Annotated in this window: 21 protein-coding genes; 11 read left to right on the top strand and 10 right to left on the bottom strand. The window is 61.1% G+C overall.

Annotated features, from left to right (window positions below; all coding sequences use genetic code 11):
• Position 1: 1 nt before the first annotated feature.
• Positions 2-1,630, bottom strand: coding sequence for an acyl-CoA synthetase (locus Q4481_RS02515; RefSeq protein WP_304374682.1), 1,629 nt, complete (start codon positions 1,628-1,630; stop codon positions 2-4).
• 236 nt (positions 1,631-1,866) lie between these two features.
• Here Q4481_RS02515 and Q4481_RS02510 point away from each other — a divergent pair, with 236 nt between their 5' ends.
• Entirely contained in the window at positions 1,867-2,556 is a 690-nt protein-coding gene (locus Q4481_RS02510; protein WP_304374681.1) for an HAD family hydrolase, read from the top strand.
• On the opposite strand, the gene Q4481_RS02505 is transcribed toward Q4481_RS02510, so the two are convergent.
• The 3 genes from Q4481_RS02505 to Q4481_RS02495 form a co-directional block, all read right to left on the bottom strand.
• Positions 2,540-3,436 carry a YiiX/YebB-like N1pC/P60 family cysteine hydrolase gene (locus tag Q4481_RS02505; RefSeq protein ID WP_304374680.1) on the bottom strand — a complete coding sequence of 299 codons (897 nt, stop codon included), beginning with the start codon at positions 3,434-3,436 and terminating at the stop codon, positions 2,540-2,542. The genes Q4481_RS02510 and Q4481_RS02505 overlap by 17 nt on opposite strands.
• A gap of 113 nt (positions 3,437-3,549) precedes the next feature.
• Positions 3,550-4,473 (bottom strand): diacylglycerol/lipid kinase family protein, encoded by a 924-nt coding sequence (locus Q4481_RS02500; RefSeq protein ID WP_304374679.1) that lies wholly within the window; start codon positions 4,471-4,473, stop codon positions 3,550-3,552.
• A 23-nt stretch (positions 4,474-4,496) separates the two neighbouring features.
• Positions 4,497-5,075, bottom strand: coding sequence for a hypothetical protein (locus Q4481_RS02495; protein ID WP_377352343.1), 579 nt, complete (start codon positions 5,073-5,075; stop codon positions 4,497-4,499).
• A gap of 343 nt (positions 5,076-5,418) precedes the next feature.
• Here Q4481_RS02495 and thrC point away from each other — a divergent pair, with 343 nt between their 5' ends.
• Genes thrC through Q4481_RS02475 form a run of 4 tightly spaced genes read left to right on the top strand, consistent with a single transcriptional unit; the run spans position 5,419 to position 11,695 of the window.
• Positions 5,419-6,816: a threonine synthase gene (gene thrC, locus Q4481_RS02490; protein WP_304374678.1), complete on the top strand. Its 1,398-nt coding sequence runs from the start codon at positions 5,419-5,421 to the stop codon at positions 6,814-6,816.
• A gap of 20 nt (positions 6,817-6,836) precedes the next feature.
• On the top strand, positions 6,837-8,138 hold the full coding sequence (locus Q4481_RS02485) for a M16 family metallopeptidase (protein ID WP_304374677.1): 1,302 nt from the start codon (positions 6,837-6,839) through the stop codon (positions 8,136-8,138).
• A 30-nt stretch (positions 8,139-8,168) separates the two neighbouring features.
• Positions 8,169-8,783, top strand: coding sequence for a GNAT family N-acetyltransferase (locus Q4481_RS02480; protein ID WP_304374676.1), 615 nt, complete (start codon positions 8,169-8,171; stop codon positions 8,781-8,783).
• A 35-nt stretch (positions 8,784-8,818) separates the two neighbouring features.
• Positions 8,819-11,695, top strand: coding sequence for an EAL domain-containing protein (locus Q4481_RS02475; RefSeq protein WP_304374764.1), 2,877 nt, complete (start codon positions 8,819-8,821; stop codon positions 11,693-11,695).
• Between the two features lie 28 nt (positions 11,696-11,723).
• Here Q4481_RS02475 and Q4481_RS02470 read toward each other — a convergent pair whose 3' ends face one another.
• Positions 11,724-12,332 carry a YqgE/AlgH family protein gene (locus Q4481_RS02470; RefSeq protein WP_304374675.1) on the bottom strand — a complete coding sequence of 203 codons (609 nt, stop codon included), beginning with the start codon at positions 12,330-12,332 and terminating at the stop codon, positions 11,724-11,726.
• 120 nt (positions 12,333-12,452) lie between these two features.
• On the opposite strand from Q4481_RS02470, the gene Q4481_RS02465 reads away from it, so the two are divergent.
• The 3 genes from Q4481_RS02465 to Q4481_RS02455 all read left to right on the top strand — a co-directional run bounded on the left by Q4481_RS02465 (position 12,453) and on the right by Q4481_RS02455 (position 14,978).
• The gene (locus Q4481_RS02465) at positions 12,453-13,253 is read left to right on the top strand and encodes a protein-disulfide reductase DsbD domain-containing protein (RefSeq protein WP_304374674.1); all 801 of its coding nucleotides are present in this window, start codon (positions 12,453-12,455) and stop codon (positions 13,251-13,253) included.
• Positions 13,254-13,370: 117 nt separating this feature from the next.
• Positions 13,371-13,856, top strand: a complete 486-nt coding sequence (locus tag Q4481_RS02460) for a peroxiredoxin (RefSeq protein WP_304374673.1) — start codon at positions 13,371-13,373, stop codon at positions 13,854-13,856.
• Between the two features lie 69 nt (positions 13,857-13,925).
• Positions 13,926-14,978 carry a hypothetical protein gene (locus Q4481_RS02455; RefSeq protein ID WP_304374672.1) on the top strand — a complete coding sequence of 351 codons (1,053 nt, stop codon included), beginning with the start codon at positions 13,926-13,928 and terminating at the stop codon, positions 14,976-14,978.
• Here the strand turns inward: Q4481_RS02455 and Q4481_RS02450 are convergent.
• The 5 genes from Q4481_RS02450 to Q4481_RS02430 form a co-directional block, all read right to left on the bottom strand.
• The gene (locus Q4481_RS02450) at positions 14,962-15,180 is read right to left on the bottom strand and encodes a hypothetical protein (protein WP_304374671.1); all 219 of its coding nucleotides are present in this window, start codon (positions 15,178-15,180) and stop codon (positions 14,962-14,964) included. The genes Q4481_RS02455 and Q4481_RS02450 overlap by 17 nt on opposite strands.
• A 114-nt stretch (positions 15,181-15,294) precedes the next feature.
• Positions 15,295-15,795, bottom strand: a complete 501-nt coding sequence (locus Q4481_RS02445; protein WP_304374670.1) for a copper chaperone PCu(A)C — start codon at positions 15,793-15,795, stop codon at positions 15,295-15,297.
• 52 nt (positions 15,796-15,847) lie between these two features.
• Complete coding sequence (locus Q4481_RS02440) at positions 15,848-17,257, bottom strand: PepSY-associated TM helix domain-containing protein (protein ID WP_304374669.1); 1,410 nt, start codon at positions 17,255-17,257, stop codon at positions 15,848-15,850.
• A gap of 28 nt (positions 17,258-17,285) precedes the next feature.
• Positions 17,286-17,951 (bottom strand): helix-turn-helix domain-containing protein, encoded by a 666-nt coding sequence (locus Q4481_RS02435; RefSeq protein WP_304374668.1) that lies wholly within the window; start codon positions 17,949-17,951, stop codon positions 17,286-17,288.
• Positions 17,952-18,043: 92 nt separating this feature from the next.
• Entirely contained in the window at positions 18,044-18,430 is a 387-nt protein-coding gene (locus Q4481_RS02430; protein WP_304374667.1) for a hypothetical protein, read from the bottom strand.
• 298 nt (positions 18,431-18,728) lie between these two features.
• Here Q4481_RS02430 and nadA point away from each other — a divergent pair, with 298 nt between their 5' ends.
• Genes nadA through nadC form a run of 3 tightly spaced genes read left to right on the top strand, consistent with a single transcriptional unit; the run spans position 18,729 to position 22,351 of the window.
• Complete coding sequence (gene nadA / locus Q4481_RS02425) at positions 18,729-19,802, top strand: quinolinate synthase NadA (RefSeq protein ID WP_377352351.1); 1,074 nt, start codon at positions 18,729-18,731, stop codon at positions 19,800-19,802.
• A gap of 32 nt (positions 19,803-19,834) precedes the next feature.
• Positions 19,835-21,430: an L-aspartate oxidase gene (locus Q4481_RS02420; RefSeq protein WP_304374666.1), complete on the top strand. Its 1,596-nt coding sequence runs from the start codon at positions 19,835-19,837 to the stop codon at positions 21,428-21,430.
• 15 nt (positions 21,431-21,445) lie between these two features.
• Positions 21,446-22,351: a carboxylating nicotinate-nucleotide diphosphorylase gene (gene nadC / locus Q4481_RS02415; protein WP_304374665.1), complete on the top strand. Its 906-nt coding sequence runs from the start codon at positions 21,446-21,448 to the stop codon at positions 22,349-22,351.
• The last annotated feature ends 147 nt before the right edge of the window (positions 22,352-22,498 follow it).

The following is a 22,498-nucleotide window of genomic DNA, read 5'->3' as shown; positions in this document are numbered from 1 at the left end:
GTCAGCCTGCCTTGAACTGGTCGCGCAGCTTGAATTTCTGGATCTTGCCGGTCGAGGTGCGCGGCAATTCGGAGAAGACGAAGGCGCGCGGCACCTTGTAATGCGCCAGATGCTGGCGGCACCAGTCTTTTAGCTCCTCTTCGGTCACCGTCATGCCGGGCCGGAGCTCGATAAAGGCGCACGGTGTTTCGCCCCACTTCTCATCCGGCTTGGCGACGACGGCAGCATTGGCAACCGCGGGATGCTTGTAGAGCGCATCCTCGACCTCGATCGAGGAAATGTTTTCGCCACCGGAGATGATGATATCCTTGGAACGGTCCTTGAGCTGGATATAACCGTCGGGATGCATGACACCGAGATCGCCGGAATGGAACCAGCCGCCGGCAAAGGCCTCATCGGTGGCCTTCTTGTTCTTGAGATAGCCTTTCATCACCACATTGCCGGCAAACATCACCTCGCCGATCGTCTTGCCGTCGCGCGGCACCGGCTGCATGGTTTCCGGATCGATGACATCGAGCCGGTCGAGCGCCGAATAGCGCACGCCCTGGCGCGACTTCTTCTGCGCCCAGGCCGACTGGTCGAGCGCATCCCACTCGCCCTGCCATTCGTTGACGACGGCGGGACCGTAGGTCTCGGTGAGGCCGTAGAGATGGATGACATCGAAACCGGCCTGTTTCATGGCGGCAAGCACGGCTTCCGGCGGCGGGGCGGCCGCTGTCATGAAGGTGATCTGGCGGTCGATCGCACGCTTCTCCTCGGACGAGGCATTGAGGATGATCGACATGACGATCGGCGCACCGCACATATGGGTCACGCCATGCTTTTCGATCGCTTCATAGATGGCGCTCGCGCGCACCTGCCTCAGGCAGACATGGGTGCCGCCAACCACCGAAAGCGACCAGGGGAAACACCAGCCATTGCAATGGAACATCGGCAGCGTCCAGAGATAGACCGCACCGTTCGGCATACCGGATGTCAGGATGTTGCCCTGGGCGAGCAGATGGGCGCCGCGATGGTGATAGACCACGCCCTTGGGGTTGGAGGTGGTGCCTGACGTGTAATTGAGCGAGATCGCATCCCATTCGTCATCGGGTCCGCGATAGGGATGGTCTTCCCGGCCTTCGGCGAGTAACGCCTCGTAATCGAGCGTTCCCAACCGTTCTCCGGTCTGCGGATAGACCGGATCGTCATAATCGATCACCAGCGGCTTGACCGTGCAAAGCGACAGCGCCTCGCGGATGGCCGGCGCAAACTCGCGATCGGTGATCAGCACCTTCGCCTCGCCGTGATCGAGGATGAAGGCGAGCGTCGCCGCATCAAGACGGGTATTGAGCGTGTTGAGCACGCCGCCGGTCAGCGGAACGCCATAGTGACATTCGATCATCGCCGGTGTGTTAGCGAGCATGACGGCAACCGTATCGCCGCGCGCCACGCCACGGGCCGCAAGCGCAGAAGCAAGCCTGCGAGACCGCAGCCTCAGTTCGCGATAGGTTTCGCGGTAGCTGCCATGGACGATCGCCACACGATCGGGGAAGACATCGGCGGCACGCTCGAGAAAGGTGAGCGGCGTCAGTTGGGCAAAATTGGCTTCATTGCGATCGAGATCGCGATCATAGATCGTGCTTGGCATGCTGGCTCCTCCCAGTTCGCGCCGTTTATACAACCGTGAACCGCTTTCTGGAAAGGGAACTAAGGTCGAAAGAGCCAGATCCCTGCAGAGGACCTATGCGGGTTTGACGATTGCGAAAAGCGGGCCGATCGTGTAGGCAGCCCGCAAGTTCAAGAGGCGGCGTGGTCGCATGGCGAGGTATTCGTCCAGCCACACGGCCCAAAGCGCTCTCGGCAGTCCGATTTCCAGGAAAACAAATGTCCGGCTTTGACCTCATTCTTTTTGATTGCGACGGCGTGCTCGTCGATTCCGAAATCATCGCGGCAGAAGTGGAATCCAAGCTGTTGCGGGAAGCCGGCTTCGAGATTTCGGCCGAAGACATGTGCATCCGTTTCGCCGGCATGGACTGGAAGAACATTCTGCTGACAGTCGAGCAGGAAGCGGAACTGCCGCTGTCGGCAACCTTGATCGACAAGTCGGAAAAGCTGCTCGACCGCACGCTCGGCCAGCGCGTGAAGATGATTGATGGCGTGCGCTATGCGCTCTCGAAGATCACCGAACAGCGCTGCATCTGCTCGAACTCCTCCAGCCACCGGCTGGACCTGATGCTGACCAAGGTCGGTCTCAAGCCCTATTTCGAGGGCCATATCTATTCGGCCAAGGATCTCGGCCCGGACCGCACCAAGCCGAAGCCGGATATCTATCTGCATGGCGCCAAAGCGTTCGGGGCAGAGCCGTCACGTTGCCTGGTGATCGAGGATTCCGTCCATGGCGTCACTGCAGCGCGTGCGGCCGGAATGCGGGTGATCGGCTTCACCGGCGGATCGCACACCTATCCCACCCATGCCGACCGGCTCACTGATGCCGGCGCCGAAACGGTGATTTCCCGCATGGTAGAACTGCCGCAGATGGTGGAAGCGCTCAAAAGCTTTACCGAGCTCGCCTAACCTTCTTGCGTCTCATCCAATAGTCATCGATGTCGGTCCGAAGGCTGCGGGCGTCAGCCTTTTCCCACCCATGCGGTCCGGCGCGATAATAGGCGATCACATCGAGTGGCAAGATCCGGTTGCTGACGCCAATCATGATATCATCCGGGACGATGGTCTGGCGGCGATAGATTTCGCGCTGGGGGAACTGGATCGCGCCGAGCACATGATCGATCAGCTCGACGCAGTAGAGCTTGCGGTCATCGTCCGAGTTGAAATGGAAGTCGAACTTGGTTCCGAGATGTTCGAAGAAGGCGCGCCCCACCTTCTGGCGGGCAGCCCGGCAGCTGTAGCGCGGCCTTAAGATGACGACCCGGTCAGAGCCGAGCACATCGATGGGTCTCGACAGATGCACGCCCTTCTGGTCGGACTCGATCATCGTCTTGCCGTCACGGATCGCCTGGTGGAAGGGCACGACGGCCTTGTCGTTCCAGATGCCGAGGCGCTTGAGATCGGCCTCGCCGCCGAGATAGGCGGCACCATGACTGAAAAGCCCGGGAATCGTATAGCCGCTCAGCCGTCCCTTGTTGGCAACGACGATGATGTCGAGGGGCCTCAGCCTCGACTGCATCTCAGCAAGCGCCTGCGGTTCTTTCTCCATGTAGCCCTTGCGCCATTCGACGAGGGCGACCGTGCGCCCGACCAGAGGCGCTGCGGGCTCCAGCACCCGGACCAGCCATTTCGGATAGGGTTCGAGCTTGCGGCAGCAGGGTGGCTCGGTCTTGACGATTTCCGGTCTGGCGGCGGACTGCCTGGAAGCGGTCTGGCTGCAGGCAGACAGAAGCGCAGGCAAGAGGATCGCGATCGCCAGGATATGCAAAATCAACAGGAAACGTCGCATTCGCCCCACATCCTCCGGCCCTGTCCGGGCCCGATCCCCCACCGTATCGCCATCATAACACCGAGGCGGAAAATTCCCATTGCGCCAAGGTTGTATTGACCACTCACCTTTGCCTACATCGCTAGCGTCAGAGCGGCCGGCTGCAGGTTCAAGGCGACCGAACGGATCTCGATCGCTTCGCCATCGATTTCCGCCGAAAGGCTCATCATACCGTCAGCACATTCGATCGTCATGCTGCGGCCCCTGACATGGATGACATCCGGATTGCGGAAATGGGTGCCGCGATAGATCCGCCCGAACTGCAAAAGGATCTTCCAGCGCGCCATGGCCGGAATGATGACGATATCGAAGAGCCCGTCGTCGGTCATTGCCATCGGCGCAATCTTCATGCCGCCGCCGAAACGCGGACCGTTGGCAACCACCGCAAGCGTGACCTCGTAGAGGCTTGCCTCGCGCCCTTCGACCGAAAGCCGCATGGCAACGGGCTTGTAGGTCGCAAGACCGATCAGCGAATGGACGAAGAACAGGGCCCGCGCCGGCAGGAAAGGAATGCGGCGGGCGCGATTGACGCGGCGGGCGATATGGCCGGATACGCCGAAAGAAGCGATGTTGTTGAAATAGCGCGGTGGTTCGTTGCCTATTTCACCATCGAACCGGATTTCCCCGGCATCGATTTTGCGCGTTTGCGGCCATTTTATCCGTTCGACCCAGGCTTCGGGCGAGCCGGCGGAACCGAACTGGCTGGCAAAATCGCAACCGCGACCGGTGGAAACGAAAGCCAGAGGCATATCCGGCCGAGCCGACGACAGAATTCCGCTCACGCATTCGCTGATGGTGCCGTCACCGCCCATGGCGACCACAAGTTCGTAACCCTCGCCGGCCGCAGCGCGAGCGCGATCGGACGCGTCGCCCGGCGCCCGCGTCCGATAGAGATCGACGGTCCCGAAGCGGCGCCTTAGCGCATCAACAACACGATTTTCGCTGCGTGCACCCCGTCCCCCTCCAGACACGGGATTCACGATCAAGATCACTGCCACTCGCCCTCCCCCCGAGGTGAGCCTTACTTTGTATTGTAGGGACCCTCGTCAATGCCGGCGAACAGACGCGTGAGACCGGTGGCCGGTCCGCTCAGCACGACATTTTCCTTGGTGAAGATGAACTGCGTCGCCGCATTCTGGCTTGGCGGAATGGTGACTTCGAACTTGCTCAGCTCCGAGTAGAGCGTGGCGCTGCCATCGGTGGCGGCAACGCGAATCGGCAGCGTGTAGGTTCCCGGTCCGCCGGCGGGTCCCGGAACGATGCGACCATGAACGACGACGGTGACGACGAGACCTTGATCGGTCTGGCGGCATTGACGGGTGGTCTGGTCGAGCGTCGCCTGGACGACGAGCTTTTCCGGATCGGCAAGACCATCCGGGCCTTTCTTGGTGCCCTTGGCATATTGACGGTAGATCGCGGTGCCTTCGCGAAGATAGACGAACGGGCAGGCGCCCTGAACGATCACCGGCTTGTTGGGATCTTCCTCAACCTTCTTCTTGCCGCCGAGACCGAGATTCATGCCATCGGTGGCACTGCAACCGGCAATCAGCGACACAGCCGCCATGGAAGAGAGAAACCGGATAAAATTTCGCGACACCATAACGCTCCACTCTTGAATACGGCACTGCACGGAACCGTCGAAAGACCCTTCCGAGACGACAATTCGGGCCTTTTCACGACCGCTGAAATCGGTCTATACCAGCGACCGGATAAAAAATCGATTGGAAAGCGGAAAGTTTGCGCCGAAATCCTCCGGCTTTGACAATGGCCGCAGAGACCGGGCGGGCGAAGCGGACCCGATGGCGCGATGAAGATCGGCAAGGGAGAATGAAATGCCCCGGGCGACACCGGCCACCGCTGCCCGGACGCTTTCTGAACACCCTTTCACACCATTGAATGCTAGAGGTTTTTGAAGAGAAAACCTGAAGAACTGAGGTTTGCAAGTGCAGTATGTTTCTACGCGGGGCGAGGCTCCGAACCTGGGTTTCATCGATACGCTGCTGACGGGTCTGGCGCGCGACGGTGGGCTTTATGTGCCGAAATCCTGGCCGCATTTCAGCAAGAAGGAAATCCGGGCGCTGCGGGGCAAATCCTATGAGGAGATCGCCTTTGCCGTGCTTTCGCCTTTCGTGGATGGCGAAATCGACGATGCCGATCTCAAGCGCATGATCGGCGAGGCCTATGCGACCTTCCGGCATCCGGCGGTGGCACCGCTTGTGCAGACCGGGGCCAATGCCTTCATTCTCGAACTGTTCCATGGCACCACGCTCGCCTTCAAGGACGTGGCGATGCAATTGCTCGCCCGCCTGATGGACCATGCACTGGAAGTGCGCGGCGAACGCTCGACCATCGTCGGTGCGACCTCGGGCGATACGGGCGGCGCTGCCATCGACGCTTTCGGCGGTCGCGACCGGACCGACATCTTCATCCTCTTCCCGCATGGCAAGGTTTCGCCGGTGCAGCAGCGCCAGATGACCACCTCGGCGCATGCCAATGTGCATGCGATTGCCGTGCGCGGCACGTTCGACGACTGCCAGGACCTCGTGAAAGCGATGTTCAACGATGTGAAGTTCCGCGACCGGATGCAGCTTGCCGGCGTCAACTCGATCAACTGGGCCCGCATCATGGCCCAGATCGTCTATTATTTCACCGCCGCGATCTCGCTCGGCGGACCCGACCGCAAGATCTCCTTCACCGTTCCGACCGGCAATTTCGGCGATATTTTCGCCGGTTACGTGGCCAAGCGCATGGGCCTGCCGATCGGAAAGCTGGTGATTGCCACCAACGACAACGACATTCTCGCCCGCACGCTGAAGACCGGCCGGTACGAGATGCGCGGCGTTGCCGCCACCACCTCGCCTTCGATGGATATCCAGATCTCCTCGAATTTCGAGCGGCTCCTGTTTGAGGTCCATGACCGCGACGCCGGCAAGGTGCGGCGGCTGATGGAAAGCCTCAAGCAATCGCAGGCCTTCGAGATCGAGAAGGATGCGCTTGCCGCCATCACGCGTGATTTCAAGGCCGGCAAGGTCACCGAAAAGCAGGTCGCCAAGACCATCAAGGAAACGCTCGAAGCAACCGGCTATCTCCTTGATCCGCATACGGCTGTCGGTGTTCACGTCGCGGCAAAACATGAAAAGCCGAATGCGCCGATGGTAACGCTTGCCACCGCGCATCCGGCCAAGTTCCCCGCTGCGGTAAAAAGCGCTTGCGGTATTGATCCGGCGCTGCCATCGTGGTTAGCTGATCTGATGCAAAGGGAGGAACGCTACGAAGTGCTGGATGCGGACATCGAGACGGTGGAATCCTTCATCGCCCGGCATGCCCGGATTTCAAGCTGATGCGGGCGTCTTGATTGGTGATGAAAGTTGAGTTGACGAAGCTGCCCTCCGGGCTGACGGTCGTAACCGAGAATATGCCGCATCTCGAAAGCGTTGCACTCGGTGCCTGGGTCAAATCCGGATCGCGCAATGAAGCCGCCGATGAGCATGGGATCGCCCATCTGCTCGAACATATGGCCTTCAAAGGCACGGCGCGGCGCACAGCCCGCCAGATTGCCGAGGAAATCGAAAATGTCGGCGGCGAAGTCAACGCCGCCACATCGACCGAGTCGACCTCCTACTATGCACGCGTCCTGAAGGACGACATGCCGCTGGCTGTCGATATCCTCGCTGACATTCTCACCGAGAGCGCCTTCGACGAGGAAGAGCTTGAGCGCGAGAAGAATGTCATCCTACAGGAAATCGGTGCCGCCAACGATACGCCCGACGATATCGTCTTCGACCGTTTCTCTGCCGTCGCCTTTGCCGATCAGACGATCGGGCGCCCGATTCTCGGCTCGCCGGAATCGGTCCTGTCCTTCACGCCGGAACAGATCCGCGGCTATCTCGATCGCAACTACCTGACCGACCGCATGTTCGTGGTCGCGGCCGGAGCCGTCAAGCATGACGAATTCGTCCGTGAGGTCGAGCGCCGTTTCTCCGGCCTGCCGACGAGCGCCTCCAACTCGATCATTTCCGAGACGGCCCGCTATACCGGCGGCGATGTGCGCGAGACCCGCGACCTCATGGATGCCCAGGTGCTGCTCGGCTTCGAGGGCAAGGCCTATCATGCCCGCGATTTCTACTGTTCGCAGATCCTTGCCAACATTCTCGGTGGTGGCATGTCCTCGCGCCTCTTCCAGGAGGTGCGCGAATTCCGCGGCCTCTGCTATTCGGTCTATGCATTCCATTGGGGCTTTTCCGACACCGGCGTCTTCGGCGTTCATGCGGCAACCGGCGGTGAGAACCTGCCGGAACTGATGCCGGTGATCATCGAGGAACTGCGCAAATCCTCCGAGAACATCCGCCAGGAAGAGATCGACCGCGCCCGCGCCCAGATCCGTGCCCAGCTCTTGATGGGCCAGGAAAGCCCCGGTGCCCGCGCTGGCCAGATCGCCCGCCAGATGATGCTCTACGGTCGCCCGATACCGAACGGCGAGCTGATGGAGCGTCTGGCCGGCATTACGGTGGAGCGTCTGACGGATCTCGCCGGACGCCTGTTCTTCAATACGGTGCCGACGGTCTCGGCCATTGGGCCGGTCGATGGACTGGCTTCTATGGACGAGGTGGTGAAATCTCTCTCCAGCACAACGCCGCCGGTCCACCGGACGGCAGCCGAGTAAATCGGCCCGTAAAGGCGCGGAACGAACGGAATGGCAAGATCGGTGTTCGGTTTCCTGTCCGCCAGGAACAGTCCGGCAGAAGTGATTGCCGGGCCCGATCATTATTTCCGGCTGCCGCGCAATACCGATTACCGCGCCTGGTATCGCCAGCGCAGCGAAAGCCGTGCTTTCCTTGAGCCATGGGAACCGGCCTGGAGCAGCGATGCCCTGACCGAAAGCCATTTTCGCACGCGCGTCATCCGTGCCCGCCAGGAGTTTGAATCCGGCCTTGCGATGCCGCTTCTCCTGTTTGCCAAGGACAGCGACGAGTTGCTGGGCGGCCTGACGATCGGCCATATTCGCCGAGGTGCGGCCCAAAGCTGCATGATCGGCTACTGGATGGGAATCCGTCATGCCGGCAAGGGCCACATGTCGCAGGCGATCGGCATCGCGATCCAACATATCTTTTCCGGGCTTGGCTTGCACCGGATCGAAGCTGCCTGTATTCCGGACAACGTGCGATCGATCCGGGTACTTGAAAAAGCCGGATTCCGCCGCGAAGGTTATATGACCGACTATCTGAAAATCCGGGGCGAATGGCGTGACCATCTGCTCTACGCCCGGATCGACAAGAAGAACGACAACGCCGGGGCCGGAAGCACTTGACCTTTTGCCTATCAGACCATGGCTTTCGCCGGACGATGTTGCTCGGCGCCCGCCACGTCCTGTTGATCCTGCTTGCTCTTTTCTGCCTGTTCGGCGTTGGACATGCGCTCGAACCCGTGAAGATTTCGCGGGACGACAAGGCGCTCGACCTGACGGCCATTGCCGATATCTACGCCAACCAGGGACCCGCCATGCAGGTGTCCACAGCGGCCGGTGCCGATGGTATCGTGCGCCGGATCGAGGTGCGCGCCCAGAGCGAGGGGCATAGCGGCGACTGGGCCGTCTTCGCGCTCGCCAACGTTTCGGACGAGCAGCTGGAACGGCTGATCGTGGCGCCGCACTACCGGCTGGTGAAATCCGGCCTGTTCTGGCCCGATCTCGGTTCCGAACGCATTCTGTCGATCACGCCATCGGAAGGCTTTGCGCTCGACCGCGTCGAGAGCAACGATGCCGATGTGTTCTCGATCACGCTCAATCCGGGCACCGTGATCACCTTCGTCGCCGAGATCACCTCGCCGAACCTGCCGCAGCTCTATCTCTGGGAGCCGGAGGCCTACAAGGATACGGTCAACGCCTTTACGCTCTATCGCGGCATCGTTCTCGGCATTGCCGGCCTGCTGGCGGTGTTTCTGACCAATCTCTTCGTCATCAAGGGTACCTCGATGCTGCCGGCGACGGCGGCTCTGGCCTGGGCCGTGCTCGGCTATGTCTGCGTCGATTTCGGCTTTCTCGAGCAGCTGTTCGGCGACAATACGCTCGACGAGCGAATATGGCGCGCGGGTGCGGAAGTGGCGCTCGCCGCAGGCCTGGTGATCTTTCTTTTCACCTATCTCAATCTCAGCCGATGGCACGCCAACCTCGCCTATGCGACGCTGGCCTGGGTGCTGGGACTGGTAACGCTTTTCGGCGTTGCAATCTACGATCCATCGATCGCCTCGGGCATTGCGCGGCTTTCCTTCGCGCTGACGGCGGTGGCCGGTATCTTCCTGATCGTCTTTCTCGGCTTCAACCGCTATGACCGGGCAATCCTGCTGATCCCGTCCTGGCTGGTCATTCTCGCCTGGCTGTTTGCTGCCTGGCTGACTGTCACCGGTCAGCTCGACAATGACATCGTGCAGCCGGCGCTCGCTTTCGGGCTGGTGCTGATCGTGCTGCTGATCGGCTTTACGGTGATGCAACACGCCTTTGCCGGCGGCGCCTACCAGCAGGGCCTGTTCTCCGATCTCGAACGGCAATCGCTGGCACTTACCGGCGCCGGCGACACGATCTGGGACTGGGACGTCTCGCGCGATCGCGTGACGACGATCCCCGATATCTCGCTCAAGCTCGGCACCGTTCCCGGCGCCCTGCACGGGCCGGCGCGCAACTGGCTGCCGCGCCTGCATCCCGACGATCGTGACCGTTTCCGGGCCACGCTCGACATTCTGCTCGCGCAGAAGAAGGGCCGCCTCTGCCATGATTTCCGTCTGCGCGCCGAAGACGGCCAGTACCACTGGCTGGCCATCCGGGCACGGCCGGTGCTGGGCGGCAATGGCGAGATCACCCGCTGCGTCGGCATTGTCGAAGACGTGACCGAACAGAAGAACATGATCAACCGGTTGATGAACGATGCGTTGAGCGACAACTTGACCGGATTGCCGAACCGGCAGCTGTTTCTCGATCGTCTTCAGTCGCTTCTGTCACTTGCTTCGACCGATGATGACCTGCGGCCGACTGTGCTGGCGATCGATATCGACCGATACAAACAGGTCAACGATTCGCTCGGCATCGCGGCCGGCGACAATATCCTGATCGCGCTGACGCGACGGCTTCGCCGCCTTCTCAAGCCGCAGGATACGCTCGGTCGTCTCGCGGGCGACGAGTTCGGCATCATCCTCGTCTCCGAAACGGCGCCGCATCGCGTGGCGGATTTTGCCGATGCGGTTGCCAAGGCGATTTCGGTGCCGCTGAATTTCGCCAATCACGAAATCATTCTCACCGCATCCGTCGGGGTCGCCACCTGGAGCGAACAGGCCACGAACGGCGAAGGCCTGCTCAACGATGCGGAACTGGCGATGTACCGGGCCAAGAAATCCGGCGGCAACCGCGTGGAACCGTTCCAGCCTGCCTTCCGCATGGCCGTTTCCGACCGGCTGCAGCTCGAAAGCGATCTGCGCCGCGCCATCGAGCGCAGGGAACTGTCAATGGTCTATCAGCCGATCGTGCGGCTGGACGATGCCGAAATCGCAGGATTCGAGGCGCTCATGCGCTGGGACCACCCCAAGCGCGGTAACGTCCCGCCATCGGAATTCATCCAGCTGGCAGAGAACTCCAATTTCATCAGCGAGCTTGGACTGTTTGCCCTGGAGCGCGCGACCTCGGACCTGTCGAACTGGCTGATCCAGACCGGCGACATTCCCTTCTTCGTGTCCATCAATGTCTCGAGCGCCCAGCTGGTGAATTCCAACCTTGCCGACGATGTGCGGCGGGTGCTGAACCAGGCCGGGTGCCCGGCAAGCCGGATCAAGCTGGAACTGACCGAAACGGTGGTGATGGACAATCCGGAACAGTCGCGCCTCGTGCTCGACAAGTTGCACGATATCGGCGTCAGCCTGGCGCTCGACGATTTCGGCGCCGGCTATTCCTCGCTCGGCTACCTGACCCGCTATCCGTTCGATACGATCAAGATCGACAAGATGCTGGTCAACGACCAGTCCGACAAGCGCGACGTGCTGCTGCGCTCGGTCATTTCCATGGCCGCTGAAATGGGCATGACGCTGGTGGCGGAAGGGATCGAAACCGAAGACGATGCCGAAATGCTCGGCCAGATGGGCTGCCATTACGGGCAGAGCTACCATTTCGGCCCGCCGATCGGCACCGATGCGGTGCTGAAAATCCTCAAGGAACGTTTCCCGCTCACCCGAACCGGCTGATTCCGGATAGGGTGCAGCAGCTGAGGCTTCAGCTGTGGCCGACTTCCATCGACAGCATGGCAGGGTGAATGCCCATGAGGGCCAGTGCCCGATTGTATTTGCCGTCGAGATCGCGATCGAATATCAGGCTCTCGTCCGCCGGGCAGGATAGCCAGCCATTGGCGGCGATTTCGCTTTCCAGCTGACCGGCCGACCAGCCGGCATAGCCGAGCAACAATGTCGCCCGGCTCGGTCCGCGTCCGCGCGAAATGGCACGGATGATATCGACGGTCGCCGTCAGGCAAAGCTCGTCGCTGACCGGGATTGAGGATTGCGTGAGATAATCGTCCGAATGGAGCACGAAGCCGCGACCGGTTTCGACCGGCCCCCCCTTCTGGATCGGGAAGGAGCGCGTCGTCTCTGGCACCATGATCGCATCATCCTCGCCGATCAGCTTCAGATGCAAAAGGATATCGACGAAGGAGAGCCGTTGCGGCTGGTTGATGATGAAGCCCATGGCGCCATCGGTCGAATGGGCACAGATATAGACCACCGCACGGGCAAAATTGCTATCGGCCATCCCCGGCATGGCGATCAGGAACTGACCGTCAAGGAAGCCTCGCTCGCCTTTGCTTTTCAACGACTGAAGATCCACCATGGTTCACAGCCTATCAATTCATGGTGAAATGAAAAGAGCCAGATGCGGATTGCCCGGTTTTTTCATAGAAGAGCCGTAATCTCTGCGCGCTCTGCAGATCCCGTTTGAATGGAAAGTCCGATGAAGTCCAGTTTGATCCGCCTGCTCGCGCTGCTGCCCCTTGCCACCGCCCCTTCCGTTCCGGCGCTTGCTGCCGACAGTGATTGGGTGGTCTCGGACGGCGGCCGCATGCGCATCGCCGCCTTGAGCCAGAGCAACGAGGGGCAGGTTCAGGCCCTTCTCGATATCGAGCCGGCACCGGGCTGGAAGACCTACTGGCGCAATCCCGGTGACGCCGGCATGCCGCCGGAAATCGATGGCGCGGCATCCAAGAACCTCAAGATCCGGTCGCTAGCCTTCCCGGTGCCGGAATTTGCCGAGGACGCCGATGGTCGTTTCATCGGCTATCATGGTCCGGTGCGTATCCTGATCGATTTCGATCAACCCGCGTCGGCACCCTCGACCCTCGATGCCAAGATCCTGATCGGCCTCTGCAAGGATATCTGCCTGCCGGTTCAGGGCGAATTCCGTCTGCCGGTGACGTCGCGAACCGAGACCGAACAGGAGAGCCTGACTGCGGCAGCCGCCCTGCTGCCGGCTGCACCGGCAGCGGATTTTTTAGTGACCGCAACCACGCCGTCCGCCGATCGCACATCGGTGACGTTCGACATCGCGCTACCATCCGAGGCCAAGCCCGAATTTGCGCTGGTGCCGGAACCGGGCCTCAGGTTCAGCCACAAGGTTGCCGTGCAGCAAACCGGGACTGCGTTGCAACTCACGGTACCGGTGAAGAAATGGCCGAAGGACGGCAAACCGGCGGAGCTGACGCTGCTGGTGAAATCCGGCGAGCGCGCCATCGAGACGAAGATCGCCCTGCCCTGATCCGAACATCCGGCGGCAACGTAAAAATTCGCGGCGAGATAGAAGTGGATGACTGCAAATGTCGCAAAGCCGCACTATATTGACCTTCGTCAAGACATTTCGAGGAAAGGACATCACGTGACGATTGCCATTGGAGACAAGATCCCGGCCGCCAAGCTCAAGGAAAAGACCGCCGACGGCGCGGTCGATCTCGAGATCGGCGATCTGCTCAAGGGCCGCAAGGTCGTTCTTTTTGCCGTTCCCGGTGCATTCACGCCCACCTGCTCGCTCAATCATTTGCCCGGTTATCTCGACAATCTCGATACCTTCAAGGCGAAGGGTGTCGAAGAAATCATGGTCGTGTCGGTCAATGACGTGCATGTGATGGGCGCCTGGGCGAAGGCAAGCGGTGGCGAAGGCAAGATCCGCTTCCTCGCCGACGGCAACGCCGAATTCGCCAAGGCTCTCGGTCTCGAAATGGACCTGTCAGCCGGCGGGCTCGGCCTGCGTTCCAAGCGCTATTCGATGCTGATCGAGGATGGCGTGGTCAAGCAGCTCAATATCGAGGATCAGCCCGGCAAGGCCGTGACCTCTGGCGCCGAAACGCTGCTCGGCCAGCTCTAATCGCCAAAGCCCCGCCAAACAACCTTGCCCGGAAGTGTACTTCCGGGCATTTTGCATTGCGGAGGCCCCATGGTGATCGAAGACCATCCGGAGCGACGGATCAGTGCCGAGTTCCAGCAGCTTGCGCTGGAGTTCATCCGGGCTGATTCCGAACAATCCGCACCGAAGGCACTCGTCGACAGATTGGTCGGGCTGATCGCAGACTGTCGCGCCGACGATGTGACTTCGATCCAGTATGGCTTTCGACGGCATTATTGGCCGGCCCCGCGGCCAAAGCGTTTCGGAATGGCCCTGAGACAGCTCCTGCGCCATGCAACCGCACAAGCAGGTGACGAGAGCGATGTTCAGAACCTCGCCTGGCTCCGCATCTTTTCCGGCAATGGCTATCGGCGGGAAGAGGCGCTCAAGCAGATCGACAGCGCGCCACCGGGCGCGGCCTTTCTCGCCGGTCTTTTTCTCCGATTGCATGATCATGTCGGAGAGGTGCGGTTGGCGGCAGAGGCCTGTTTCGAGCGGGTCGAGCCAGTCATTTCCGACCAAATGGTGCTTGCGAGCCTGCCCTTCTATCTGAGGCGCCGGGCCCAGTGGCAAAGTCAGCCGAGCGTGGCTCTGCCTTCGTGGCTCAAGGCTCGGAAGGCCGTTCGAGCGGAGCTTGTGACGTGGCTCAAGCAAGGCCGGGAGGGGTTCCTGCCGCGCTTCTTCCGTTCGATCCTCGCGACCGATCTGGTCGATGATCACCTGGAAGAGATTGCACTTGAAGCCTTTCATCCGGCATTGCGGGCGCGTGCGGCCGGGGTGCTGATGACCGGCCGCGTCGACAATATCTGGGGCTGGGAGACCTATTCCATCAGCGATAGGCTCGGGGCGACCCGGACTCGCTTTTCGACGAACCTGACCCGCCCCTATGAGCATCCGGTCGATCGCGAGGCGCTCATCCGGCAACTGTCGCGGGATCGGTCCCTCACCGTTCGCAAGGTGGCGCTTGACGGGTTCATCCAGAATATCGACCGGATCGTGGAGCCGGCCGGAATTTTGGCTCTCTATTCCGGCGAGACGAAAGGCGCGCTCATCGAGCGGCTCGACTATATCCGGCGTAGGCTTGGCCCTACTTGCCCGCCGTGATCAGGATCAGGACCGTGAACATGGACGGGACGGCAATGAGTGCCGGAATGATGATGGCCGGATAGCCGAAGGTGGCGATGGCGAGCAGCCAGACGAGCACCATGTTGATGAGGAAAAGCACCTTCGTATTGGCGCTGCCGAGCGCGGCTTCCTTGATCATCCAGCCGAGCACGGGAATTCTGTAAACGACAGCGGCGACCATTTTCTCTCCTTTATCAGTGTTTTAATGGTCGATTGAAAATCATCAAATATGACGGGCGTCAAAATGACAGAAGCGCGCAGGGCGAAAATGTCGCAGCCCTGCGCGCCGCCGTGATCAGTTCTGGTGATGCTTGTGGGCGTCGTGTTCGCTCTTGGCGGCTTCGCCATTGGCTGGACCGACAGCGAATTCGACGGCAATGTCGCCGGCCTTTTCGAAGGTGAGCACAGCCTTGATCTTGTCGCCTTCCTTGAAGGGAGTGGAGACGCCCATGAACATGACATGCAGGCCGCCACGCTTGAGTTCGACGGTGCCGCCGGCCGGAATGACGATACCGCCGGGCACTTCGCCCATTTTCATGACGTCGTTTTCGACCTTCATTTCATGAAGCTGGATCATCTTGGCCGCGTCGGAACTGACCTTGATCAACCGGTCATCCGTCTTGCTGTGGTTGGTGATGGTCATGAAGCCACCCGCCACTTCGGCCCCTTCGATCATGGCGCGCGACGCCGGATGATGGATGTCGAGATCGCCGAGCTTGTAGTCATGGGCAAAAGCGGCAACGGCGCTGAAGGCAACGAGGAGCGAGGCGAACAGGGTCTGCGTGAGTTTCATCATGGATGTTTCCTTTCAAGTCTATGATTTTGCCCCATAAGGGAGTTTGCGGAGATCAGTTGAGTACGCGGCGAACGAAACCGACGCGGGTGAAGAGGATGAGATCGAGCGCGAAGATGGCCAGGAGCGTCAGACCAACGAGCGGAAAGGCCAGCGACAGGAACAGCATCAGGAACACCGCCCCCTTCCATTGCGGCATGTCAGCCGGCATCGGCGGCGGTGCGAGACGGAAGGCACCGGCCGGACGCCGCATCCACCACATGACGACGCCACTGACGGCAATGAACAGAATGGCGGCACAGAAGACCGTGTTCAGCACCAGGTTCCACAATCCCATGCGGCCCATATGCAGCGGAATGCCGACGGCCATCGCCTTTGCGGCCACCGAATAGTCCGGATAGCCGACTTCGGCAAGGATCTTGCCGGTGTAGCGGTCGACATGGGTGGTGCGGTCTGCGGTCGGGCTCACGGTATCGCCATCCATGGAATCGGCGGAGATCGTATAGACCCCATCCTCGCCCGACGGGAGATTGATCCGATATTGTTCGTTGAAGCCGATTTCGCGGGCGAGTGCGGCGACCGTATCGAGATTGACCGGCAACCCGTCGGCAATGCCCTTCTTGCCAGCGTCGCTACCCGAGACCGGCATCTTCGTCTGCTCGAGGCCCCACGGCACTTCTTCGAGCGCACCATGGTTCATCGAGGCATGGGTCTTGTCCGACAGCGGAACATTGTCCCACTTCTCGGCTGGAAAAGTGCTCCAGGCCTGGACGAACTTGCCGCCCCAGATGCCGGCCCAGGACAGGCCCGACACGAGAAACAGCATCAGGATGATCGAGGAATAGAAGCTGACCGAACCGTGCATTTCCTTCCACCACTGGCGGCGGCGGGCAAAGATGTTCGGCACCAGCATGGCGCGGAGCGACTTGCCGTTGCGCGGCCACCAGAGATAGAGGCCGCTGGCGAGCAGGATGAAGCCGAGACCGGCGGCAATCTCGATCAGCCGGTCGCCCAGATCGCCGAGAAGCAGGGTGCCATGGACATCGTCCGCCCAATAATACCAGGTATCATCCTTGACAACGGAGGCGAGAACCTTGCCGCTATAGGGATCGACGGCGACAAGATGCGCCTTGCCATCGACATTGACCTGGAACATTGCCGCGGCTTCCGGCGTGCGTGGCGCGACATACATCTTCACCTCGCCGCCGGGCAGCGTTTCCTGCGCGGCCTTGGCCTGGGCGATGACGCTGATCGGGCTGTCGGTCGCCACGACCGGGTGGGCCATGCCGAGACGGCTCTCGATGTTGTTGTCATAGAGCATGATGATGCCGGTGATCGCCAGCACGATGACGAACGGAATGACATAGAGGCCGGCATAGAAATGCCAGCGCCATGCGGCGAAATAGAATTTCTGGGAAGCGCCGCGATCTGCTGCCGCTGCCCTGTTTTCTTCGATCGTGACCAAGCTAGTCCCTCCTTGCTGGTCTGGTTGTTCAGGCTGTCTTGGCGACAGCTGTGGCGCCGGACGCCTCGAGAAGGCGCGGCATGTCGCGGATGGTCACCAGTTCTGGCCGCGTGAAGTCGATCAGACGATCGCGCTTCATCGCGTTCAGGCAGCGGCTGACCGTTTCCACCGTCAGGCCCAGCCAGTCGGCGAGGTCTGCGCGGGTGGGATAGAGTGTGAACGCCATCTGCAGGCGGGCGCGGCCGGGCCGGGCAAATTGCCGCGACAGATCGAGCATCGCGGATGCGACGCGCTCCATTGCCGTCTTGCGACCCAAGAGCAGCGCATGGTTCTGCATGCGCCAGAGCATGGTCGACAGCTCGTCCTGCAGGTTCTCGCTGCTATCGGCCGCGATGCGTTCGAAGGTCGAGATCGTCAGCGATTCGGCGATGGTGCCGTTCGGGCCAAAGGCGCAGAAACCGAACAGGCGGCCCGGACCGACAAAATCAACAATCTGTCGGCGGCCATCGGGGAGATACTGGCTGAGCGCCAGACAACCGCTCGTCAGGCGGTAAAAGCCGCCCGCTTCCTGCTTGTCGAAGCAGAAACTCTGCCGTGCGGAGAGCGTCTGCTGGAAGCGGGCGCGGGGTGCCGGGGCGGCCGGCAAGGGAAGTGCGGGCGCTACAAAGGCCTCATTGTGGGCAAGTAACAACATGGATCTGTCCCGGTAGCGGGTACCGGAGGACGGACATGCCGTTCACGGTCCCGAAATCGATGTCAGGTCTGGCCGAGAGGGCACAGGCCGGTTCAAGCGATTGCGGGAGCGACAGGTGGTGCGCGCGGGGCGGCGCTGGGCGGGAAAATCAGGCGGTGGAACTGTTCCGGCGCAACGATCGCCAGCCGGCCGAGCTCGATCCGGACGATCTCGCCATCCGTTTCCGACGGAAGCGGCATGGCGATGGAGGAGGAAAGCCGACAGGCTTCGCAGCCGTGATCGACCATCTTCTTGGCCGCTCCGTCTTCCTCGGCACCGTAACAGATGACCGGCGCAGTGCCATCCGGCAGCGTATAGGCTGCCACATCCGTGGGTTCGACCACGGCGGCGTAAGGCGCATGGGAGAATCCGAGCGACAGCAGAAGTGCCACGCACATCATGCGCAGCCAGAAATGCCATGTTTTGGCTTTTCTCATCATGCCGGACGGAATTCCCCTTGGTCGATCCGCAATCCCTAGCGCCGCGCGCGATAAAAAACAATGCGACATTTCGCAGGTTGTCAGCCTTTCAACGGCGCTTCCGCGGACAAGGCTGGAAGGATTCTTCCAAACCATGTGGAGAACCTATCAGTGTTTGAACGATTTTTATCAATATTATCAATTGCTTTGCAAACGGCTTTTGTTGATTGCCACCTTGTATTCGGCGGCCAATCTTCATACATAGTCGCTTCGTTGATGACGGCCCGCGAGGTTGGCCGTCGCCCCCGTCCCGAGGAGGATGCGCGTGGACATGTCCTTGAACCTTTCCCCAAAACACCAGGGTCACAGCGCTGCCGAGCGGTTCGGCATCATCGAGCGACCGGACCTGACCTGCACGCCGGCCCTGCTCAAGGAGACCGCGCATCTTTACGAACGGGTGAAGGATGTGATCCCGGCGATCGAATGGCCGGTGCATGCGCCTTACGTGTTCCACATCAACCGGCTCAAGAAAGAGCGCAATGCGGTGATCCTGGCGCACAATTACCAGACGGCGCAGATCTATAATTGCGTGGCCGATATTGTCGGCGACAGCCTGCAGCTTGCGCGTGACGCGACGCGCGTCGATGCCGAGGTGATCATCCAGGGTGGCGTGCATTTCATGGCCGAGACCTCAAAGCTGCTCAATCCCGAAAAGACGGTGCTGATTCCTGATTCGAAGGCCGGCTGTTCGCTGTCGGAATCGATCACGGGTGCCGATGTGCGGCTTCTCAAGCAGCGCTATCCGGGCGTACCGGTCGTCACCTACGTCAACACCTCTGCCGAAGTGAAGGCGGAAACCGACATCTGCTGCACCTCCGCCAACGCGGTGAAGGTGGTAGAGAGCGTCGATAGCGATACCGTTCTCTGCATTCCGGACGAATATCTGGCGATGAATGTCGCCAACCAGACGAAGAAGAAGATCCTGACCTGGAAGGGCCGCTGCGAGGTGCATGAGCGCTTCACGGCGGAGGAACTGCTGGCCGTGAAGGCCGCCGACCCATCCGTGGAAATCATCGCTCATCCGGAATGCCATCCGGATGTGATCGCGGTCTCGGACTTTGCCGGTTCGACATCCGGCATGATCGACTATGTGAAGAGCCATCATCCGGCCAGGGTGCTTCTGGTCACCGAATGTTCGATGGCGTCGAATATCCAGGCGTCACTGCCGGATGTCGAATTCATGAAGCCCTGCAATCTCTGTCCGCACATGCAGCGGATCACGCTCCCGACGATCCTCGACAGCCTTCTCATGATGACTGAAGAGGTTCTGGTGGATCCGGCGATCGCCGATCGTGCCCGGCTCGCCGTGGAGCTGATGATCAACCTGAAATAGGGCCCTGCCCTTCCCGCCGGAGGCGGGCCGACATGACGAGATCGCAATCGGTACCGGAAACCGCAACCGGAATCCTGATCGTGGGCGGCGGGCTGGCCGGGTTGTTTGCAGCGCTCAAGCTTGCGCCGCTCCCCGTGACGGTTCTGACCACCGCTCCCCTGGGCGAAGGTGCCTCTTCGGCCTGGGCGCAGGGCGGCATTGCCGCGGCCATGAGCGTCGACGACACGTTCGACAAGCATGTCGCCGACACGATCGAGGCCGGCGCCGGCATCGTCGACGAGGACGTGGCGCGTGCCGTCGTCAGCCAGGGGCCGGACCGTATCCACGATCTCCTGGCGCTCGGCGTTCCGTTCGATCGCGATCTCGCCGGCAAGCTGATGCTGTCGCGCGAGGCTGCCCATTCCGAGCATCGCGTCGTGCGCGTAAAGGGCGACATGGCCGGCCGCGCGATCATGGCCGCTCTCGTTGCCGCCGTGCGCCGCACGCCATCCATCACGCTGATGGAAGAGTTCGAGGCAGAAGAACTGATCGTGACCGACGGCAAGGTGCGCGGCGTCGTGGCCCGCCCGGCAATAGGATCTGGCCGCGAGCGCATCGCCTTGCATGCCGCAGCCACCGTGCTCTGTACCGGCGGTATCGGCCATCTCTATGCCGTCACCACCAATCCGGAACAGGCCTGCGGCGAAGGGATCGGCATGGCGGCGCGGGCCGGCGCCCTGATCGCCGATCCGGAATTCGTGCAATATCACCCGACCGCGATCGATATCGGCCGCGATCCGGCACCGCTCGCGACCGAAGCCCTGCGCGGCGAAGGCGCCCATCTCGTCAATCGCGCCGGCGAGCGGTTCATGCTGGCGCTGCATCCGGATGGCGAACTGGCGCCGCGCGATATTGTCGCCCGCGGCGTCTTTGCCGAAGTGATGAGCAATCGCGGCGCCTTTCTCGATTGCCGGACGGCGATCGGTAGCCATTTCGCCGAAGAGTTTCCCTCGGTCTATGCTTCCTGCATGTCGGCCGGCATCGATCCCGTGACGGCGCCGATCCCGGTCGTGCCGGCGGTTCACTACCATATGGGCGGCATCGCGGTGGATCTGAATGGCCGCACCAGCCTGCCCGGCCTCTGGGCTGCCGGCGAGGTGACCGCCACCGGCATTCACGGCGCCAACCGGCTCGCCTCCAATTCGCTGCTCGAAGCCGCCGTCTTCGCCGCCCAGATCGCCAGCGACATTGCCGCTTCCCTCTCCGACAAGGCCGGACCGATCGCGACCAGCGCCCTGCCGGACAATGTAGCGGACCCCACGATCACCGGTGAAGCGGATCGCATTGCGCTTTTGCGCCAGACCATGAGCGCCGATGTCGGCGTCATCCGCAATGCGGAAGGGCTGAAACATGCGCTGAGCGTGGTCGCCGCACTGGAAAAGGAACCGGCAAGCGCGAGCTTTGCCAATATGCTGGTGGCGGCAAAGCTGATTACCGCGGCAGCCTGGCTGCGACGGGAAAGCCGCGGCGGCCATTTCCGTTCCGATTTTCCCAAACCGCTCGGCGAGTGGAAGCACCGGACCTTTCTGACGCTTGCCGAAGCGGATGCCGCGCGCGAGAAGGCGCTTGCGCCGCGCAACGCTGCCTGAACCAAGGAGACGATGATGAGCGACCTGCTGCTGCCGAGCCTTCCCGATATTCTGGTCGAAGGCATGGTTCGCAATGCCCTGCTGGAAGATTTCGGTCGTGCCGGCGACATTACCAGCCAGGCGACGCTTTCGCCTGCCATGCGCGCGAGCGCCGAAATGAACAGCCGCGAGGATGGCTATCTTTCGGGCATGGGATTTGCGGCAATGGCGTTCCGGCTGGCCGGCAGTGATATAGCCTTTACACCGCTTGCTGCAGATGGCGAACGGGTGTCAAAAGGCCAGGCCATTGCGCGCATCGAAGGCCCGGCGCGTGCCGTTCTGGGCGGCGAACGGGTGGCCCTGAATTTTCTTATGCACATGTCGGGCATCGCCACCTATACGGCCCGCTTCGCACGGGAACTCGAGGGCACGCATGCGAAGGTGACCTGCACACGCAAGACGCTGCCGGGGCTCCGGATCGCCGCCAAATATGCCGTGCGCTGCGGTGGCGGTTCCTCGCACCGACTCGGGCTCGACGATGCGATCCTGATCAAGGACAACCATATCGCCGTCAATGGTTCGGTCAGCGAAACCATTCGCAGGGCGCGCGCCTTTGCCGGCCATCTCGTCAAGGTCGAGGTCGAAGTGGATGGGCTCGAGCAGATGCGCGAGGCCCTGACCGCTGGACCAGACGTGATCCTGCTCGACAATATGGGGCCGGACCTTTTGGCCGAAGCCGTCGAGATCAATCGCCTGCATGCCGGACTTTCGGAGAAGGACTATCGGGGTTCGCAAAGCCGCATCAAGCTCGAGGCATCCGGCAACGTCAATCTGCAGACGATTCGCGCGATCGGTCTTTCGGGCGTCGATTATATCTCGACCTCGAAAATCACCATGGCCGCTCCGACGCTCGATATCGGCCTCGATATCGGAATCGGGTGACCAATCGAACGGCGCGGTATCCGGTTGCAGCGAAGTAAAACTTCGCTGAATAAATGATTGCGGAACAATAAGATCTCTAGACCATTGAAGTTTTAATACTTCAGGTTGAATATGCACATATTCGATTCATCAAATGATTGGGTAAAG

The organism is Fluviirhizobium alvei (genome assembly GCF_030551875.1).
Classification (GTDB): domain Bacteria; phylum Pseudomonadota; class Alphaproteobacteria; order Rhizobiales; family Rhizobiaceae; genus Rhizobium_E; species Rhizobium_E alvei.
This window is presented reverse-complemented; position numbering and strand designations above follow the sequence as displayed.

Bases quoted from the DNA above. Each gene is read 5' to 3' on its own strand.
- Q4481_RS02465 (WP_304374674.1), top strand. From the start codon at position 12,453: ATGAAGTCCAGTTTGATCCGCCTGCTCGCGCTGCTGCCCCTTGCCACC.
- Q4481_RS02495 (WP_377352343.1), bottom strand. From the start codon at position 5,075: ATGGTGTCGCGAAATTTTATCCGGTTTCTCTCTTCCATGGCGGCTGTG.
- Q4481_RS02480 (WP_304374676.1), top strand. From the start codon at position 8,169: ATGGCAAGATCGGTGTTCGGTTTCCTGTCCGCCAGGAACAGTCCGGCA.
- nadA (WP_377352351.1), top strand. From the start codon at position 18,729: ATGCGCGTGGACATGTCCTTGAACCTTTCCCCAAAACACCAGGGTCAC.
- Q4481_RS02455 (WP_304374672.1), top strand. From the start codon at position 13,926: ATGGTGATCGAAGACCATCCGGAGCGACGGATCAGTGCCGAGTTCCAG.
- Q4481_RS02435 (WP_304374668.1), bottom strand. From the start codon at position 17,951: ATGTTGTTACTTGCCCACAATGAGGCCTTTGTAGCGCCCGCACTTCCC.
- Q4481_RS02510 (WP_304374681.1), top strand. From the start codon at position 1,867: ATGTCCGGCTTTGACCTCATTCTTTTTGATTGCGACGGCGTGCTCGTC.
- Q4481_RS02485 (WP_304374677.1), top strand. From the start codon at position 6,837: ATGAAAGTTGAGTTGACGAAGCTGCCCTCCGGGCTGACGGTCGTAACC.
- Q4481_RS02450 (WP_304374671.1), bottom strand. From the start codon at position 15,180: ATGGTCGCCGCTGTCGTTTACAGAATTCCCGTGCTCGGCTGGATGATC.
- Q4481_RS02515 (WP_304374682.1), bottom strand. From the start codon at position 1,630: ATGCCAAGCACGATCTATGATCGCGATCTCGATCGCAATGAAGCCAAT.
- Q4481_RS02475 (WP_304374764.1), top strand. From the start codon at position 8,819: ATGTTGCTCGGCGCCCGCCACGTCCTGTTGATCCTGCTTGCTCTTTTC.
- Q4481_RS02430 (WP_304374667.1), bottom strand. From the start codon at position 18,430: ATGATGAGAAAAGCCAAAACATGGCATTTCTGGCTGCGCATGATGTGC.
- Q4481_RS02470 (WP_304374675.1), bottom strand. From the start codon at position 12,332: ATGGTGGATCTTCAGTCGTTGAAAAGCAAAGGCGAGCGAGGCTTCCTT.
- Q4481_RS02445 (WP_304374670.1), bottom strand. From the start codon at position 15,795: ATGATGAAACTCACGCAGACCCTGTTCGCCTCGCTCCTCGTTGCCTTC.
- Q4481_RS02420 (WP_304374666.1), top strand. From the start codon at position 19,835: ATGACGAGATCGCAATCGGTACCGGAAACCGCAACCGGAATCCTGATC.
- nadC (WP_304374665.1), top strand. From the start codon at position 21,446: ATGAGCGACCTGCTGCTGCCGAGCCTTCCCGATATTCTGGTCGAAGGC.
- Q4481_RS02505 (WP_304374680.1), bottom strand. From the start codon at position 3,436: ATGCGACGTTTCCTGTTGATTTTGCATATCCTGGCGATCGCGATCCTC.